This is a genomic window from Candidatus Dependentiae bacterium, assembly GCA_035445995.1.
Lineage (GTDB): Bacteria > Babelota > Babeliae > Babelales > Vermiphilaceae > DAOMRS01.
The window spans coordinates 410,969-429,480 of sequence record DAOMRS010000001.1; the positions used below are offsets into that span (position 1 = coordinate 410,969).

The window sequence follows — 18,512 nt, forward strand, 5'->3', positions numbered from 1 at the left end:
TTATGCTTTCAATGTTATGGGAAATGTTGCACCCCATGCCCAGCGCGGCCACTCAATTGCCAAGATTGTAGCCCGTACTTGAACATCAAACATTAAGATGTTGGATGATGTCGTTATTTCTGCTCTTTTGACCACTCCATGCCCATCTACCTCAACCATAACACTACACGCACATCCATCAGGCACCCCATGCGGTGGATGCCAGCGGTTTGCAAGTTCTTGATATAACTCTTGGTAACGATATGCAGCTTGCGCATCACGATATGACACTATTATTTTGCTCGTATCAACTACACCATCCTGGGCTACCGCAACATGGTCAGACATAGCTTTGGCAGATTGTTCTTGGACTACCGGCTTTTTTTCTACTGTCTGTGCTTTTGACTTTTGTTGTACAGGCTTGGCTAACTCTTTTTTTGGCGCTATTTTTTTTTCTATCGGTTTGCCAACAGGCTTTGTAACTTTTTTAGGTTGTGGTATTACTTTTTTTTGAGGCACTTTTTTTTCTTGTACAAATGCCGTTTTAGGAGCAACTTGTTTAGCTTGCGCTGCTTGCTTTACTGGTTGTTTTGTCACACGCTGTACCTGTTTTGGTTGCGCCTCAAGCATCACCATAACTTCACAATCAATTTGCTGACGATTATGCATATTAAAAATAAGCTCATCAAATTGATCACGATAGCCTACAAATACTATTGCTAAAAATAATGTATGCAAAAGAAGCGAACAACCAATTAATGGGAACCAAACACGCAGATGTTTATGTATGCTTCTGTGAAACCAATGCAACATGTTTTACTCCGCCAACAACTTTAATTTGATCAACTAACTCAAAAACTTTTCCATATGCTGCTTGCGTATCTGCTTTTACAAATACGGTACGATCTTGTTGTATATTGAGTTCTTTTTTAAGTGTCACAATCAAATCTTTGTCAGCTATCGGCGTACCATTGAAAAATAATTTTCCTGTTTGATCCACATACACCACAATTTCTTGATTACCACCACGCGCCTCTTTTGCTTGCCCTTTTGGCAATGTAATGCGGATGGCATTTTGCATCATAGGTGCGGCAACCATAAAAATAATAAGCAATGTAAGTGCTGTATCAATGAGTGGTGTAAGCGAAATATCTTGCAGAGCCTTTCTCTGCCGTCGTTGACGACGCAGTGATCGTTTCATACTAACCTCGCTATTTTAAACTTTGCATACGCAGCGACAATATATCCGCTAATGTATATACGCGTTGTTCAAAGTCACGTATCTGACCTTGTATATAATTGAACATAACAAATGCAGGGATTGCGACAATTAAGCCTGCCAATGTAGTAGTCAATGCTTGTGCAATACCAGGTGCAACTGCTACAATATCCGCTGTTTGTCGTTCACTAATACCAACAAACGCATGAATAAGTCCCCATACCGTACCAAATAATCCAAGTAATGGTGAAACTGCTGCACTCGTAGAAAGTAATGAGATATATGCTTCCTCATCAACCAATATATTATCCAACAATTGTTCACTATATTGTTGTAGCATTTCTTTCGCATCTGATGATGATACTGCTTGTTCACGTAACACATATGCAAAATTAATATATTTTGCCATAAAATATCCAGGGAGTGTGTTTTGCATTTGCATGGCAAGCGCACGTATATCATCATGAGTTTTTGTTTGTTGCAATTGTTTAATTGCACGTTTTATATGTTGCTTTTTAATCCGTATCACTAACAATTTGAAAAAGAATATAGTCCAACATATGATTGATAAACCAAGTAAAATAAATAAAACTATCCAGCTGACCACATCTGATTGTTTAACCAACTGCCATAATGCATTACCCATGATCATAGTATATATCCTCGTGAAATAAAGTGTGCTGTTTAATACTCATCAAAGTGTAGCAAAGTATATACACATTTGAAAAGACGTGCACTATTTTTTACTCAATATACGTCGCTTGAGCTCGTCTTTGTCTTTAATGCCCTCTTCCAACTGTATCTCATATGCTTCACGTAATAATTGTCCCATACGCGGGCCGGCCTGCACGCTATCTAATAAATCTGCACCTTGCAAAATAGGTTGCTCTATTTGGGTGAGCACGTGTGCTTGTTGTGCACGAGCACGAAACTCTTCAACCTCGGGTTGTGGATTCACCAAAGGTTCTTGACTATCTGGGTTACGTCCACGCCTATCTGCTAAGGCAAGATCTGCAAGCATCCCCATGGTAACTTGTGGTGCTAATTTGTTTGCTAATCGTTTGTATGCAGATTTTTTTGCACCGTTTTCCACAAATTGTAAAGGAGCCATATGATGACTCACTAACTTACATACTGCATCTATAAGTTCCTTATTACGTGTAATTCGCTTGAGCATGTTTCTTGTTAACGCATCACCCGCTTTATCATGTCCATGGCTCCAAATTTTACCATCAATTTTTTGTGTATGTGTTGCTTTCCCTAAATCATGGCACAATGCTGCATACCGTAATACCAATGTATCAAATTGATTGGTATATACTGTCGCTACTGATGCATCAAGCGTTTGCATCGTATGCTCGAACACATCGCCTTCTGGATGCCAGTCAGCTCCTTGCTCTACACCAACCAATGCATGTAACTCTGGCAACACGGTATGCAATCTACCAATAGCTTGTATCCAACGAATACCGAGCGATGGACGCTGTGATTTGAGCATTAATTTATTAAACTCAGCCTCGATACGTTCAACAGAAATATTCTTGATATCCATATGCATACAAATAACATTGAGCGATTCAGCTGGAACCATATTAAAACGACTAATAAACTGCATCACTCGATAAAATCTGAGCGGATCTTGTACAAATAACTCCGCATCAGTTTCACGCAAAATTTTGTTTCGTAAGTCCTGTTGACCATGAAACGGATCAATTAATTCATAGGTAATCAAATCAATGCCCATTGCATTAATCGTCAGATCACGTCTTCTGAAGGCTTGCACAAAACCCATAAACGGATCTATCGCTACATGTGGCTTTCTTCCATGAGTATCTGTACGAGGCAGCGACCAATCTACATCAAGTTTATGTACACGAAATACACCAAACGATTTGCCAATCAAACTCACTGGACCAAATGTACACAAAATATCTTCAACTTGTTCTGGTAATAAATTGTGTACTTCAATATCCAAATCCTTGACGGGCAAACCTAATAATAAATCTCTGACAGCGCCACCAACTAATACGACTTTACCACCAACTGCATCAAGCGCATGCACAATATCTTGAACCAACGGATATTTTTTTAGTATTTGTGTGAGGATACTTTGCTTGCTCACATCTATTTTTGTAAACTTCATATGGAATTTATTGTTATTAACCTTTTTTTGACAAAGGACCATATTATGCAACGCACACACACTCATTTGTTCTTGTTTAGCGTATTCATATTGAATATGATAACATTTCATACCGCACAGGGTAAATTTTCTTTTAAAAAAGTCTCTTCTTGGTTTGCAACTCAACAAAATGAAGAAATTTTAGAAAAAGCATATGATATAGAAGAAGGGAAAAAACTTCGCGTAGAAAATATTGATGGTAATATCACTATAAAAACTGATCCTAATCAAGTAACCATAGCACTACGAGCTATCAAACGTACCGCCCAAGCAGAACAACTAGAAGCTATAACCATAGTGAGTGAATACAATAACAATAACTTAGTGCTCAAAACAGAATATACTGCAGAAATAGTTGGCGCACAGGTAGACTATGAGCTTTCAGTTCCTGCACAAACCAAATTACATTTAATAACTCAAAAAGGTAAAATCACTATAGATGAAGCATACAGTCCAATTGTTGCAACTACCACACAAGGTGACATTACGGTTGCCAATACGCATGATGCAGTAAAATTAGAAACTAAAGAAACTGGCGCTGTACATATTGCACACGCAGCAGGTAACGTGTACGCAACCACTACTAATGGTGCAATTATTATCGATAAAGCATACAAAAATGTTGTTGCACAAGCAGAAAAAGGTAATATCCTACTCAACTGCATGGAAGTTCCCGCAAAAAGTACTATTCGTTTAAATACTAATGCAGGCACTATTCAATTGGCATTACCAACAGAAACCAATGCACGCTTGAAAGGCAAAACTGAACGTGGAACGCTCGTATCTGATCATTATATAACACTCAATGAACAAACTACCCAATTGAACCGCAAAGCTTGGACACGTTTTAAAAAAGAAGTTAATGGCATGCTCGGATCAGGTGAAGCACAAATTGAAGTGCATACAGCTAATGGTAATGTAAAAATTAAAGAAACTAAAACTGCCTAAAAAATCGGGGCAGCTTTTTGCTGCCCCACCTAACTCATCTGTTTTTGATTTTCAAATGATAATCTACTTGCTTGCCAGTAATGTCGGCAGCATAGTACACCATGAATGGCTGCTCATAATAATGAATCCACCATGGGCGCGCTCGCGGATTACTTGCTGGTAACGTAACTTGTTCTTTATCATCTCCATTACCTTGTGCTACATATAATAAATCGGTTATTTGTTCATTAAAACGCGGCACTTGCCCCGTGCCTGGAACACCATTAAATGCTTCATACAGAATCTCTAATAATCGTTGTGCGTTCGATTGTCCACTAGCCGGATATATGACAACTAATGGCGTATCTGCAGGTATTGATATCTCTAATTCATTCGGTAAATCTTCCCTGCGTGCACCAGTCCGATCGGCTATCTGTTCTATGTCTCTCTTGCCAAGAACTAATGTAGATCCAACTCTAAATTTAAATGTTGCAATTAATTTTTGCACTTCACCATTTTCTTTGATGAGTTGTAATAACTTAATCAGTACATTATATCTGTTACCTTTTGGCATAAGATGGATCTTATAATTAGATACCAAAATACCTAGTATTTCTTGAGCACGATCTTTGTTTATATACAATGCATCTTCATAATCTTGCATCATCCACGAGGTTTCAGCACCATTTACTTTCTTCACCAACATGTTCCCCCGCAGTAATTCCTTATTTTCAAAGTACACCATGTTTTGTGTGGGTACAAATGTAGTGTTAAATCCAAAGTACTCAGCTAATGCTTGCCAAACTAAACGCCTAATGAGTGGAATTCTTCTTTTTGCAGGTATACCGCCATCTGGTAGTAAATCAAATAAAGTAAATGCTGGGACTTTGTTTTTTAAATATGTATCAACTACCTCTTTATATTGATCAGGAATATCACTGAATAAACCATATGCAGATTTTTTTAAATCAGCTACCAATTGCTCGGATAATGGTACGACTTTTCTTCTGGTCGATTCTTCTAACTCGTGCTGGCGCAGTTCTTGTTTTATTCCTTCAGATACAAACACCGTATTATCCATTGCAGCTTTGACCGTCAATTCAATAGTTTCTTTTGGGTTAAGCACAGCAGGAATCCACTTATAATATATAACCCATTCAAGCTGCATATTTGCTGATACAATTATTTCAACATCCTTACCCCTATTAATTGGCTGCTGTGCTTCATGGCGAATTTGAGCAAGCGTATCATTAAGTGAAGTAGAATTATAATACGTAATGGTAAGCCTCAATAGATTATCTAGCCTTGAAGCAATTTCAACCAAACGATTACCCCTATTGACCATCAGAACATGTGCTCTGTGTATATCTATATAATGTACCTTGAATGAAAAAATTGAATCGTTTGTGATAAAAACTTTGGGTTGATATGCCGGCTCTTCTTTTTCCATTGAGCTCACAAAATTAAATAACATTCCCAAGCAAAACAACATAGCAACAACAAGATTTTTCTTCATATTCCCTCCACATATACGACTATTTTGCAAAATACAAATAAAGTTACTATCTTGCTTTTACATCACAGAGAATACTTTTTACATGTAATCTTGAACTAAGCAGTTGTCCTATAAACCCAATAGTTAATGTACACGCATTTCCTTTTTTATTGCTCACTAATACAAAAGGATTCTTGAGTGACAACGTATATGGATTATATGTCCATGTTGTTTTTACTATTGCCTGAGCATCTTTAATACTAGCGTCTTCTTTTTTATCTGATAAAAAACCTATTTCACGAACTTCTTGCGGCTGCAATATAAAAAAATCATCTACTATAAATTCACCTGCTTGTTTCTTACGATAAATTTCATCGCGCTCTGCTTGACTATACGCTAGTGAAAACTCCATACCTTTCAATTTTCGATCAAAATACTGAACTTCAATGCGCATTTCATACTCAGTATCATTTTTAACAGACAAAAACTGCTTCCCTGCTGCTAAAACTATATCACTTACACATCCTGCTACTAAAAATAAAAAAACCATCATATATTTTTTCATTTATTTATCCTCATTTTTATAAAGATTTATATCAAAATATCTCTAGTAAAACATAAACCTTTTGTGTGATAATACGCAATGATTTATAAAATTATTTATAATTTGTGCTATAAACACTAATTGATATTTGATTTTTTTTATAAGTAGATCATAGTAGTAAATTACCTAACAAAGCATCATTCTTAAAGGAGCTCATATGATCAAAAAGCACCCCCTATACATGTCAGTTTTAATCAGTACATTATTATTGGCTTCTACCTTGAATGCCTCATGGGCATCGCACATCTCTGCATTAATGCAAGAATCCAATTCTATCTGGCTCCAACTGATATTATCCCTTCTACTGGGAACTCTATTAAGTTTTACACCGTGCATTTATCCCATGATTCCTATTACCATTGGCATATTGGGTGGCGGTAGTAAATCAGTAATACATAATTTTGGTCGTGCACTTGCATACACATTCGGTATTGCGACCACCTTCGCCTTATTAGGGCTTATGGCAGCATTCACCGGACAATTATTCGGTAGTCTCATGACGCAAACTCCCGTAATTCTTGGCATGGCATGCCTCATGATATATCTGGGATTATCTATGATGGGATTTTATAACATGTATATCCCACGCTTTATCCAAGTAGGTGGTTCTAATACACCAAGTGGATCTCTTGTAGGAGCGTTTATTTTTGGTGCTATAAGTGGCACCGTGGCATCTCCTTGCGTTTCTCCAGGGCTTGTATTATTACTTGGCATTGTCACTGCATTAGGTAGCAAAATTCTTGGGTTTGCATTGTTGTTCTCATTCGGAGTAGGCTTGAGCATTCCACTTTTAATTATCGGCACTTTTTCAAGCTCACTATCAGTACTACCACAAGCTGGCATGTGGATGAATGACGTCAAAGAATTTTTTGGTCTTTTATTACTTGGAATGGCATTATATTTTTTAAGTCCATTACTTCCACAAGAAATTATTATGTGGTTACTTGGATCGGCACTCATGCTCGTCGGCTTATATTATATATTCAGTGCATACAAGAACATTTCTACGGTAGGTCGTACACTTAAAATTATTATCGGCCTTTGTGCATTTGTGGGTTCCCTATATGTATTTATGAATACATGCCAAACATGTTCTGATATGGAATGTGCAGATCAAAAATCATTCTGGTTCTTATCATACAATGATGCCTTAGCAGAAGCACAAAAAACAAATAAAAATATTTTTGTAGATATTACGGCACCATATTGTTCAATTTGCAAAGCTATAGATAAAAAATTATTGCAAAATGACCAAGTCATAGAAGCATTGCTAGATCTCATTCCTGTACAGTTAGATGCATCTGATACTGAAAATGAAATCCATATGCAATTATTCAAAGAATTCAAAGTAATTGGCACACCAACCTTTTTAATCATTGATCCATACACGGGAGATGAATTACAACGCTGGGGTGCAGAATTATATGAAATAAGCCCAAACAAATTTGTTGAAATGCTAGAACACTATAAAAGATAAGTAAAAAAAGCCGCTCAATATGAGCGGCTTTTTTTAACGTTGTTTCTTGAATTCTTCGTGACGACCACGCGTTTTTCGCTCGTCAACTTCTCTTCTTTTTTGTTCGTGTAATTCTTCATACATTACATCAATTACCCGATCTAACACTGCATATAGATCTGTACCTTCATAATTAGAAATAAGGTCATATTGTGGGCTTTTGACACGCAACTCTACACGATGATGCGCATGTATTTTTGATGGTTCAAGTACCAAATCAATATATATGGGGGTACGTTCATGCTCAAGAAAATTGATCACCTTTGCCAACTGCTCATTCGCATATTCTTCCATAACATCTGAATGATCCATATTTCTGAATGTAATACGTTTGTGCATAATAAACTCCTTTTGAAGGTTGCTGAACTTCTGCAAGAAGTATTATACCGCAATAGTATTACCTGCGCACAACAAATTTGATTGGCACACCCTGTAAGTCACATGCACGGCGCAAAAGATTTTCAAAATATGCAAGCTGACTTGGCCCAAACCATTCAGGCGTATTAACATATAGCAAGAGTGTAATTGGGGCTGATTTAATTTGTTTAACTTTATGTACATGTAGCAAGCTCTCATTACGGTAGAGCGGCTTTTTATGCAATGCATCTTTAAAGAATAAAGTAAGATCATCAATTGGCAATTCTTGTGAATAACGCTGCCAAACTTTTTGCACAAGTGGCAACACCTTACCAATATTCTGCCCTGTTTTGCATGATATGTTTAACTGAGCAACTTTTTTTATAAAATATTTATATTCATCTAAATCCATAGCAAGTTGCTCTACATCAAACTCTTCAGTCAAATCTTGTTTGTTAAACAACAAGATTAACCCTTTGTGTTTTTCTTCAAATGCATAAAATGCCAATTTTAATTCTTGATCTGATAGCTTACCTTCAGATGAATCAATAAGTAATAAAACAATGTCAGCATCATCAAGTGCACGCAAAGAACTTCTTGCCATAAGCCCTTCAAGCGGTTCAGTAATCGCACGCTGCCTGCGCAATCCCGGTGTATCAGTAACCAAAATATCTTCTTTGAAAAAACGAACTTTTTCTGCTATAGCTTCCCGCGTAGTACCTGGAATATCAGCAACAATAGCACGCTCTTGTTTGAGTAATAAGTTCAATAATGAAGATTTACCAACGTTTGGCTTACCAAGCAATACTACCTTGCATGTAAGCTCTTCTTCTTTTTGTTCTTTTTTTTCAGGCAATATAGTAACAAGTTCTTCTAATAAATCAGCAATACCAATACCATGCTGTGCTGAGATAGGAAAAATCTTTTTGAACCCTAATTGATCAAACTCATACAATTGTTCTTGTGCAACATGTGCATCTGTTTTGTTGATAACAAGAATTACCTCTTTTTTCATTTTGTGCAACATTTTAGATAGTGCAAGATCTTCTGGCAAAACACCTACCTTACCATCACACATAAACAACACAATATCAGCATCTTCAAATAAAGAGAGCGCTTTTTTACGCGTTTCTTCAATCAAAGGGTCTTGCGATGAGCGTACACTAATACCACCTGTATCAATCAGCTCAAAGCACTTATCTTGCCAACATACCGTGTCTTTTAAAAAATCACGTGTTACGCCTTCATAATCAAAAGCCAAGCTTTTTACATCAGTAGATAAACGATTAAATAAGGTAGATTTGCCAACATTCATTCTACCCACAATTAATACACGCGGTAATGTGCTCATTTTTTATGTCCTTATTTCCCGTACGGTTCCAGGAAAATACTGTAATATAAGATTTGTTTTTTGCCACACTGATGTATCAGACACGTCAATAGGATATGAATCTGGCTGTTTATGCATAGACATAGAACGTCCGTTGTTCCGTTGGTGCATCACACTATGTTGCGGTCTTGTTTGATTGTATACTTTGCTAACAGATGTTTTTTGTACTTGAACTGCTTTGGATGCATGCAATGTTGTTGCAGTATTTGGTGTTTTTTGTTCAATTGGCGCAGCAACATGCTTAATGACAATTTCTTTCTTCGCACCACTAAATAACGGATTGAACTTTACTTGTTTATTAAATACCGTACACAATATTGGAAACCAAAGTTTTTCAGTACTTTTTAACCAATCAGAAAAGAATGATAAATCTTTAGAAAATTCAACATCTAATGCACCGGTAGCCGGATTATAATTTTTTACTGAACCTTGTGTGAAGATTGAAGTAACCAATGGATCATTAATTGTTTGTATCTGCACTATAAAAGTCTGCCATTGTTTTTGAAATTCTTCTTCTTCTATTTCCTCTTCCTCATCTTCTTCATCAAAATCTCCTTCATCTTCTTCATCATCTAGCAAATCTTGAGACTCGTCTTCTACCATAGGAACTGATGCCTGTTGTACAGGAGATGATGAACCTTCAGGATCTTTTTTGATGCTATGCGTATGGCATAGTTGCAATAGGATCATTTCGAGTAATGAATACTTAGCAGTCGTTCTCAAAAATGCAGATTCATTTTCATAGAATGTATCTAATATGTGGTTAATATGCGCAAGAGAAACATGCGTTGCTATATGTGAAAGCTCTGATGCATAATCACTAAACTGCTCTGATGCTACACCATGTTTTGCCCAAAGTAATGCTCGAGCAAGATCCAATAGTCGCCCCCATACATATTCCGGTGCATACGTAGATAGTTTGATTTCTTTTATGGTCTGTAATAACGTTGCAGGGGTTTTAGTCACCACCGCATCAAACAAACCCAAAATACGCGCATCATCAAGATATCCTAATACATTGAGTACTGCCTCTTTATTTACAATACTACTTGAAAAACGCACTTGTTCGAGCATATTCAAAGCATCACGTGCAGAACCATCTGTTTCTTTTACAATATAATGCAGACCATCTTCATCAAATTGAATATTTTCTTGCACGCATATATTTTGCAAATGATGCACTAATGTATTCACTTCAATTGACTTGAAAAATAATTGAAAGCAACGGGATCTAACCGTATCAATAATTTTATGCGGATCTGTTGTTGCTAAGATAAAAAGCACTGATGATGGCGGCTCTTCAAGTACTTTAAGTAACGCATTAAATGCTGCTTTACTCAACATATGCGCTTCATCGATCAAATAAATTTTCTTAGTACCCATTAGCGGCATTAATGACGCTGCATCAACAATTTGTCGAACATTATCTACACCGGTATGTGAAGCAGCATCCATTTCTATAAAATCTGGATGTTTACCCGCAAGCATAGCGGTGCATGATATGCACGTCAAACATGGTAACTGAGCTTTTTGAGGTTTTTGTTGGAATAATTCCAGTTGCTCACAATTGAGCGCCATTGCAAATACGCGAGCCGTCGTTGTTTTACCACACCCACGCTGACCAGAGAATAAATATACAGGAAAGTATTGGCCCTTATAGAGACTGTTTTTGAGCATACGAACAGAAAGTTCTTGCCCAACAATTTCATTAAAATTTTTTGACCGCCACTTGCGTGCGAGGTTCAACTTTACCGTATTCATGTCTGTTCTTTTGGGTGAGTTTGTTATGCTATGCTCTATACTCACATGGGGAAGTTGTACAAGATATACTTGTGCCCCTGCTGCTTCCTTTCGGACCTGACAGATTAAGCCAAGATTCTTTACATACTTCCCCAAAATTTTTATTTTCGGAGAGAGAGGGATTCGAACCCTCGATGCCTCTTACGAGACATACACGATTTCCAATCGTGCTCTTTAGACCACTCAGACACCTCTCCGAGATTGCCTTGCAAAAGACCGGTCTAAAAGAGTTCTTTTTTACTCTTCTATATCTTCAATATCATCAATTATAATATTGTCGACACTATTATCTTCATCTTCTTCTTCAACCACTGCTTTTTTAGTTGATTTAGCTTTGTTTTTAGTTGAAGCTTCTACTGAAGAAGGAGCTTTTTTTGCTTCTCCCTTTTTAGTTTTTTCCGAAGCTGCTTCTTTTTCTTTTTCAAGTGCTATTTTTTTACCAGCTTCTACAGCATTGCCTAGATGGTTCATTATTAAGGAAATAGAACTTACTGCATCATCATTTGCTGGAATAACATAATCAACCAACGATGGGTCACAGTTAGTATCAACTATGGCAACAACCGGAACATGCATATTGACTGCTTCAAGCAATGCCGAATTCTCACGACCAACATCTACTAAAACAAGCGCACCAACTGGCCACTTAAGTGTACGGATCCCACCAACACTTTTTTCAAGACGTTCTGTATCTTTTTTGAATTCGTTTAGTTCTTTTTTGGTATAATGAGGAAATTTTTCAGATTTTGCCAAGATATCTTCAAGGTGTAACAATTTAGTTACTGCTTTTTTTACTTGCGCAAAATTACTTAACGTACCACCAATCCAACGGTGGTTAACATAAGGCATACCAAGTTTCATTGCAACTTCAGTAACCGCCTTCTGAGCTGGCTTTTTAGTACCAACCCATAAAATGGTTTTATTATCTGCAGCAACAGACTCTAAAAATTTAGCTGCTTGTTCAAGGTGACTTGCTGTTTTTGAAATATCGATCAGGTGAACCTTATTTTTAGTACCCCAGATGAATGGAGCCATTTTAGGGTTCCAACGAGCTGATCGGTGACCAAAATGTGTACCTGCTTTACCTAATTCTTTGAAATCAATTTGTTTTGTCATGCAAAAATCCTTAAAATTCCTCTCGTAGCTCTACCTATAAGACTACCCTATAGATTGTAGCAAAAAGCCCTACAATTGCAATCTAAATACCTATATTTTTATTGCCTCTTCATCCAAACCAATAACCTCATTCTTTGCTATAGCGCGATCAAATCGACGACCAAGCAAATATGCAGCCATAAACCATAACCCCACTACTCCTGCGAAGAAGAAAGAATGTAATGGCATATACATGGAAACAGATACCTGTGTAGTTGCCCAGTTAAATGCCGATCCACTAGTCTTAGCAAATTTACTACCAAAGGCATCAATCCATGATTTTGATTTAAACTTAATTTCTTTAACTGTTGGTATATATAAACTTTCCCTGACTGGCCAGCTAAATGCCAAGTTAATAGATTTTAAGATACTATATGCTAATCCAAACATAAATGGCGATGCATCAAACATTACATAGCACAATACTGCCCCACATACTAACGGTATTAAAAAAAGACACACTCGTGTACCTAGCCGCTTGAGTAATTCTCTCGTACCCAGTAACGAGATAAGAAACCCAATAGCATGAGATAACATGATCATCCATAATAAATTTGCCGTTACTCCCGCAAGCGTATCAGCATTCGCTTCTGCAACTTTTAAACGCAAAAAACTCAAAACTGTGCTGACAACTTCGTAAAAATAAACCATACCAAATATACCCAAAACATATGGATATCGAATTAGCAACCATAATCCGGCAAACATACCAGTTTCATTTTTACCCTCTTTCTTTCGTAACTTTTCCGCTTGATACACTGCTTCATAACCATGTAAATACTGGCCAGGAACATGTTTTATCATCATTAATGTCATAATCGGCACTAAAATAAGCATACATGATGACATAGCATAGACTAACTGATGCGCATAAATGTCCACACTACGTGAATAGGTAGCAGAAGCACTTATACCGCTCAATATAATCCAAGCAATAAGTGCACTTGTTACACCACCAAATTTAGACCCTGCAACCATCAATCCATAATTGTTTTTTGCTTCTTGAGGGCTAGAAATTGAGTTTGCAAACGCCCAAAATACACTGACCAAAAATGGTGAATATGCTTCGACAAAAAAGTAAAATACCCATCCAAATATACGATCGGGACCTATATTCGTGTTTGGTAATCCAATAACCGGATGCCCTAATAAATAAGTAAAAAGAAACCCTAGCATCCCAAAAAATAACGCACAATAGTTCAGTAATTGATAACGACGCACCTTATCTACTAACTTTGAATATAAAAAAATTGCTGGCATAAGCCCAAATAACACCACCGTGCGCGCAAGAGGAACATATTCTCTACCTACTATTTGCAAAAACACCGAATCTTTCAATTCTTTAGCTATAGTATATCCACCAATAATCAAACAAAATGCCATAGACAAAAACAATAGCTTTTGCCGCTCATGCGGCTCAACATCAAAAAGCGCTCCAAACACGTTTCTTATTTTCGACCCCATTCCCATCAATGCATCCCTCTTGCCTTAAATACAAACAACAAATACATTAGCCCGAATTAATTCACTCACCCTAATTCACTCACTTCTTTATACATGAAAGAGCCTTCGTCGATTATCGACAGAAGGCTCTTTCTTTTTTAATTCATCATCATAATAGTATGCTTCAGCTTACTGACTAACATACAATCTCATTATTCTCAATAGCTTTATTATATGTTTTTGCAACATACATTGCTACCAAAATCCATCCAGCAATTAATCCCATTGAACCAACAGAAATCATTGTTAAGAATACGGATAGGCCAAGTGCCCCACGCGTACCATTTATTAATGATGCAGTTGCTTTTGAACCACGAGAACCAAACATTTCTATCCAAGCTTGTGCTTTATATTTAGCATCTGCACTAGTTGGAATATACAATTGTTTCATAGTCGGTTGGTTCAATGCATAGTTGATAGCTTTTGAGAATACCATGATAGCAGCCGATAAATATAGTGCTGTTGGATACCATGTAATCAACAATACAGCTCCCGCAACCAAAATTGGCAATAAGATCAATGATGCGAGCATACCAAGCTTACGCTGAATATTGTTAATACCAAACAATACGCTTAACGTTGCAACTACACCAACCATATATGCATATTGAGATAAGAATGCACTGCGTCCAAGCTCACTCGAAAAAGAACCATACACGGTTAATTTGAAATGGTAGTCAATTACTGTAACGATAACTTCGTATAAAGAAATAATTAAGAAAATACCAAAGAGATATCCTTGAGTAACCAATAATCTGAGACCTTCAAAAAACCCTGGTTCTGATTCTGGATGAGCAGATTTATCACCTTTAAAACCAGTCAACTGATTTTTTGGTGTAATATTAAAGAACAACCACATAAGGAATAAGGTCAATCCCATTAATACTGCAAGAATACCTAGTATTGGCGCACTATTGGCAAACCCAAGCGTTCTTGCATTTAAGAAATATGGCCCAAAAATGTTACCCATTTGACCAACTAATGCAATAAGCGGGAATCCACGCTTAGCTGATTCTGGCAAAGTAATATCAACAGTAATCGCCCAGAATAACGCTACAATCAACGAACCAAAACTTTCTACAAACACATACCAAGCCCAACCGATATAACGAGTAGGGTCTTCTACTGTATTAGCCAATCCAATAGTAGGATCAGAGAATGCCCACCAAAAGAAAACCGCTAATGCTGCATACACAGATAACAAACCATAAAATACTTTTTCACGAGGGAAAGTATCAACCAATTTTGAATACACTAAAACAAGTGGAGTAATAACGAAAAGGGAAACAATCTTTGCCATCCATAAATAATCGCCACCCACAACTGACATGAAAATACTATCTTTAATCGGACGCATAGTCCAATATATACCGATAATTAGGCCGAACATAGCTGCTAACATACCGAATTTCTGTACTTCTTCTCTACTCTCAAACTTACCCCAAAGGGTCTGCGCAATACGCTTAAACATATATAGATCCTTATTGGAAAAAATACTGTTAGATAAATCTCTTAGTTATCGTTATTAGTTTAATAGAAGATAAACAACTTGTAAAAATAATTTGTCCTTTCTATGCCATTGCGCCCCTTTCCCTTACCCAGCTAGCTCTCCAACTACTCCTTATAAAATTGCCTATCAAAAATAAAAGGCTATCCAGCCAACTAGGCCGGAAAGCTCAATCATAACCCTCAATGGCCATTATAGCAAGTTATCAACCGTATATCACGATATAATTTTCAATATGAAAACATTTATGGTGTATTTTATCTAATTTACCATTTTATTGACAAAAAAAGCCGGTAGATTAACTTTAAAATTGGGCATAAAAATGTCTTTTTGCTATACTATGAGTAGTTAAGCTTGGAGGTACTTACATTTTATCTTTATGGTACCCCAACCAGTCATATTTAAGAAAAAAACTATTAAATCTAGGACTAGAGCATATGGAACAACACAAAGAAACTATGGGTGCAGCAACGAGCGCAACCTTTAACAGGTTACCGTTGTTACCATTAAAAAACGTAGTTATCTTGCCTAAAAGCATTATTCCTATCGTCGTAGGTAGACCCCTTTCTATTAAGGCGGTTGAGCATGCTCTCAATAATGATCGTTCATTATTTATTACGGCTCAAAAAGACTCAAAAACTGAAAACCCTACTATAAATGACCTATTTGAGGTTGGTACACGTTCAAACATTCTACAAGTAAGACGTATGCCAAATGGTACTCTCAATATATTGGCAGAAGGTATCTGTCGCGCAAAAGTTGATTCATTTGATGAACAAGATGGTTTTTTTAGCATTAGCTATAATGATTTAAAAACAACCAACAATGATCAAGACATTGAACTAGAAGCAATCTGGCGTCAATTAAGTGGGTTATACCAAGGATATGCAAAACTTAATGAAAAAGCACCTATTGATATTATTCAATCGGTAAAAACTCCTGAAGACATGGATTACATTACTGATACTATTGTAGTACATAGCAATGTATCTTTTGATGATCGCCAAGATATTCTTGAAACCCCCGATCTAAAAGATCGTATGCTCAAAGTATGTGCTTTACTCAATAAAGAAACAGAAATTTTACAAACTGAACAACGCATACAAGGTCGAATTCAAACACAAGTTGAAAAAAGTCAACGTGAATACTATTTGACCGAACAGATGAAAGCTATCCAAAAAGAACTTGGACGAGAAGATCAATCTGCTGAAATTGAACAACTGCGCGCAAAGGCAAAAAAGTTATCTCTTCCTGAAGATGCTATGGAAAAGGTTGAAAAAGAATTACGCCGTCTTGAACAAATGCCCCCATTATCATCTGAAGCTGTGGTAAGTCGCCACTATGTTGATTGGGTAATCTCATTACCATGGCATAAAATAAGTGCTGATACCATTAGTTTAAAGCAAGCAGAGCGTATTTTGAATGAAAATCATGCAAGCTTAAAAAAACCAAAAGAACGCATTACTGAATTTTTGGCAGCAAAAAAATTCTCAAAAAATCTCGAGCGTTCACCAATTATTTGCTTAGTTGGTCCTCCGGGTGTAGGTAAAACATCGTTAGCAAAATCAATTGCCGATGCACTTGGTAGAGAATTCGTTCGAATTTCTTTGGGTGGTATTCGCGATGAAGCAGAAATTCGTGGTCACCGCCGCACTTATATTGGTGCTTTACCGGGCAAAATTATTCAAGCAATGCGCAAAGCAAACACTATGAATCCAGTAATTTTGCTTGATGAAATTGATAAAATGTCACGAGATATTCATGGTGATCCTGCAGCAGCAATGTTAGAGGTATTAGACCCGGAACAAAACAAAACATTTGTAGATCACTTTTTGGATATTGAATATGATCTTTCAAAAGTAATGTTTATTACTACAGCAAACGTACTTGAACATATTCCATATCCACTGTTTGATCGCTTGGAAGTTATTTCATTATCTGGATACACAGATGCAGAAAAACACTCCATTGCAAAAGAGTTTCTAATCCCTAAAAACTTAGAAGAATATAACTTGACCAAACGTCAGTTTAAAATATCTGATGAAATATTGGAGCATGTTATTACCGAATACACAAAAGAAGCGGGTGTACGTCAATTAGAACGTACTATTGCCAAATTAATGCGTAAAGCTATTCAGTATTTACTTCAAAATAAACAAGTAAAGAATATTGTGGTAACCAAAGACCGGGTAAAAGAATGGTTGGGCAATGTTATCTTCAAGAAAACTAGTTTGAATCCAAACAAAGAACGCATTGGATTAGCAACAGGCTTGGCATGGACAGAAGTTGGTGGCGATGTTCTAGAAATCGAAGTTTCTGCCATACCAGGAAAAGGCGGTATCACCTTGACCGGCCAACTTGGTGAAGTTATGCAAGAATCTGGCCAAGCTGCATTGAGTTATATTCGTGCACGCGCTGTTGATTTGGGACTTAAAGCATCATTTCATTCTAGCAAAGATATTCACGTACACATTCCAGAAGGTGCTACACCAAAAGATGGACCATCTGCCGGTATTACTATTGCTACCGCATTAGTATCTGCTCTAACAAAAAATCCAACATTAGAACATCTTGCAATGACCGGTGAGATTACCTTGCAGGGCCGCGTACTTGCTATCGGTGGACTAAAAGAAAAACTGTTAGCAGCACAACAACATAAAATGACAAAGATTATTGTGCCATATGAAAATAAAGATGAAATTGAAGAAATCAAAAAAGAAATTAACCTTGATTCACTCAATATTGTCTTTGTAAAAAATACTGATGAAGTATTAGCTGAAGCTTTCATTGAAAATCCATTCAAAAGAGCTAAACTAATTAAAGCAAAATCAAAAAAAACAACTAAGAAAAAACAAACAACAAAAAAATAATACATCAT

Annotated in this window: 15 protein-coding genes, 1 tRNA gene and 1 other RNA gene; 3 read left to right on the forward strand and 14 right to left on the reverse strand. The window is 36.7% G+C overall.

Features of this window, described 5'->3' with window-relative positions:
* From PK943_02015 to PK943_02030, 4 genes are all read right to left on the reverse strand, one after another.
* Window positions 1-792 (reverse strand): hypothetical protein, encoded by a 792-nt coding sequence (locus PK943_02015; protein ID HRN77989.1) that lies wholly within the window; start codon window positions 790-792, stop codon window positions 1-3.
* Complete coding sequence (locus PK943_02020; GenBank protein HRN77990.1) at window positions 761-1,180, reverse strand: biopolymer transporter ExbD; 420 nt, start codon at window positions 1,178-1,180, stop codon at window positions 761-763. Before PK943_02020 ends, PK943_02015 begins: the two co-directional genes overlap by 32 nt.
* Window positions 1,181-1,190: 10 nt before the next feature.
* The gene (locus PK943_02025) at window positions 1,191-1,850 is read right to left on the reverse strand and encodes a MotA/TolQ/ExbB proton channel family protein (protein HRN77991.1); all 660 of its coding nucleotides are present in this window, start codon (window positions 1,848-1,850) and stop codon (window positions 1,191-1,193) included.
* Between the two features lie 84 nt (window positions 1,851-1,934).
* Window positions 1,935-3,341 carry an HD domain-containing protein gene (locus tag PK943_02030; GenBank protein ID HRN77992.1) on the reverse strand — a complete coding sequence of 469 codons (1,407 nt, stop codon included), beginning with the start codon at window positions 3,339-3,341 and terminating at the stop codon, window positions 1,935-1,937.
* A 45-nt stretch (window positions 3,342-3,386) separates the two neighbouring features.
* Here PK943_02030 and PK943_02035 point away from each other — a divergent pair, with 45 nt between their 5' ends.
* Complete coding sequence (locus PK943_02035; GenBank protein HRN77993.1) at window positions 3,387-4,328, forward strand: DUF4097 family beta strand repeat-containing protein; 942 nt, start codon at window positions 3,387-3,389, stop codon at window positions 4,326-4,328.
* A gap of 34 nt (window positions 4,329-4,362) precedes the next feature.
* Here PK943_02035 and PK943_02040 read toward each other — a convergent pair whose 3' ends face one another.
* Window positions 4,363-5,823 carry a hypothetical protein gene (locus PK943_02040; GenBank protein HRN77994.1) on the reverse strand — a complete coding sequence of 487 codons (1,461 nt, stop codon included), beginning with the start codon at window positions 5,821-5,823 and terminating at the stop codon, window positions 4,363-4,365.
* A 46-nt stretch (window positions 5,824-5,869) separates the two neighbouring features.
* Window positions 5,870-6,367, reverse strand: a complete 498-nt coding sequence (locus PK943_02045) for a hypothetical protein (protein HRN77995.1) — start codon at window positions 6,365-6,367, stop codon at window positions 5,870-5,872.
* Between the two features lie 196 nt (window positions 6,368-6,563).
* On the opposite strand from PK943_02045, the gene PK943_02050 reads away from it, so the two are divergent.
* Entirely contained in the window at window positions 6,564-7,883 is a 1,320-nt protein-coding gene (locus PK943_02050; protein ID HRN77996.1) for a cytochrome c biogenesis protein CcdA, read from the forward strand.
* 33 nt (window positions 7,884-7,916) lie between these two features.
* On the opposite strand, the gene PK943_02055 is transcribed toward PK943_02050, so the two are convergent.
* The 8 genes from PK943_02055 to PK943_02090 all read right to left on the reverse strand — a co-directional run bounded on the left by PK943_02055 (window position 7,917) and on the right by PK943_02090 (window position 15,598).
* The gene (locus tag PK943_02055; protein HRN77997.1) at window positions 7,917-8,261 is read right to left on the reverse strand and encodes an HPF/RaiA family ribosome-associated protein; all 345 of its coding nucleotides are present in this window, start codon (window positions 8,259-8,261) and stop codon (window positions 7,917-7,919) included.
* A gap of 58 nt (window positions 8,262-8,319) precedes the next feature.
* Window positions 8,320-9,630 (reverse strand): ribosome biogenesis GTPase Der, encoded by a 1,311-nt coding sequence (gene der, locus PK943_02060; GenBank protein HRN77998.1) that lies wholly within the window; start codon window positions 9,628-9,630, stop codon window positions 8,320-8,322.
* 3 nt (window positions 9,631-9,633) lie between these two features.
* Entirely contained in the window at window positions 9,634-11,430 is a 1,797-nt protein-coding gene (gene dnaX, locus PK943_02065; GenBank protein HRN77999.1) for a DNA polymerase III subunit gamma/tau, read from the reverse strand.
* 41 nt (window positions 11,431-11,471) lie between these two features.
* Window positions 11,472-11,566: signal recognition particle sRNA small type (gene ffs, locus PK943_02070), an RNA gene on the reverse strand.
* An 11-nt stretch (window positions 11,567-11,577) separates the two neighbouring features.
* Window positions 11,578-11,666, reverse strand: a tRNA-Ser gene (locus tag PK943_02075).
* A gap of 40 nt (window positions 11,667-11,706) precedes the next feature.
* Window positions 11,707-12,585, reverse strand: a complete 879-nt coding sequence (gene rpsB, locus PK943_02080) for a 30S ribosomal protein S2 (protein HRN78000.1) — start codon at window positions 12,583-12,585, stop codon at window positions 11,707-11,709.
* Between the two features lie 90 nt (window positions 12,586-12,675).
* On the reverse strand, window positions 12,676-14,094 hold the full coding sequence (locus PK943_02085; GenBank protein HRN78001.1) for an Npt1/Npt2 family nucleotide transporter: 1,419 nt from the start codon (window positions 14,092-14,094) through the stop codon (window positions 12,676-12,678).
* 169 nt (window positions 14,095-14,263) lie between these two features.
* On the reverse strand, window positions 14,264-15,598 hold the full coding sequence (locus PK943_02090) for an Npt1/Npt2 family nucleotide transporter (GenBank protein HRN78002.1): 1,335 nt from the start codon (window positions 15,596-15,598) through the stop codon (window positions 14,264-14,266).
* Between the two features lie 473 nt (window positions 15,599-16,071).
* Here PK943_02090 and lon point away from each other — a divergent pair, with 473 nt between their 5' ends.
* Window positions 16,072-18,504 (forward strand): endopeptidase La, encoded by a 2,433-nt coding sequence (gene lon / locus PK943_02095; protein HRN78003.1) that lies wholly within the window; start codon window positions 16,072-16,074, stop codon window positions 18,502-18,504.
* Window positions 18,505-18,512: the final 8 nt, after the last annotated feature.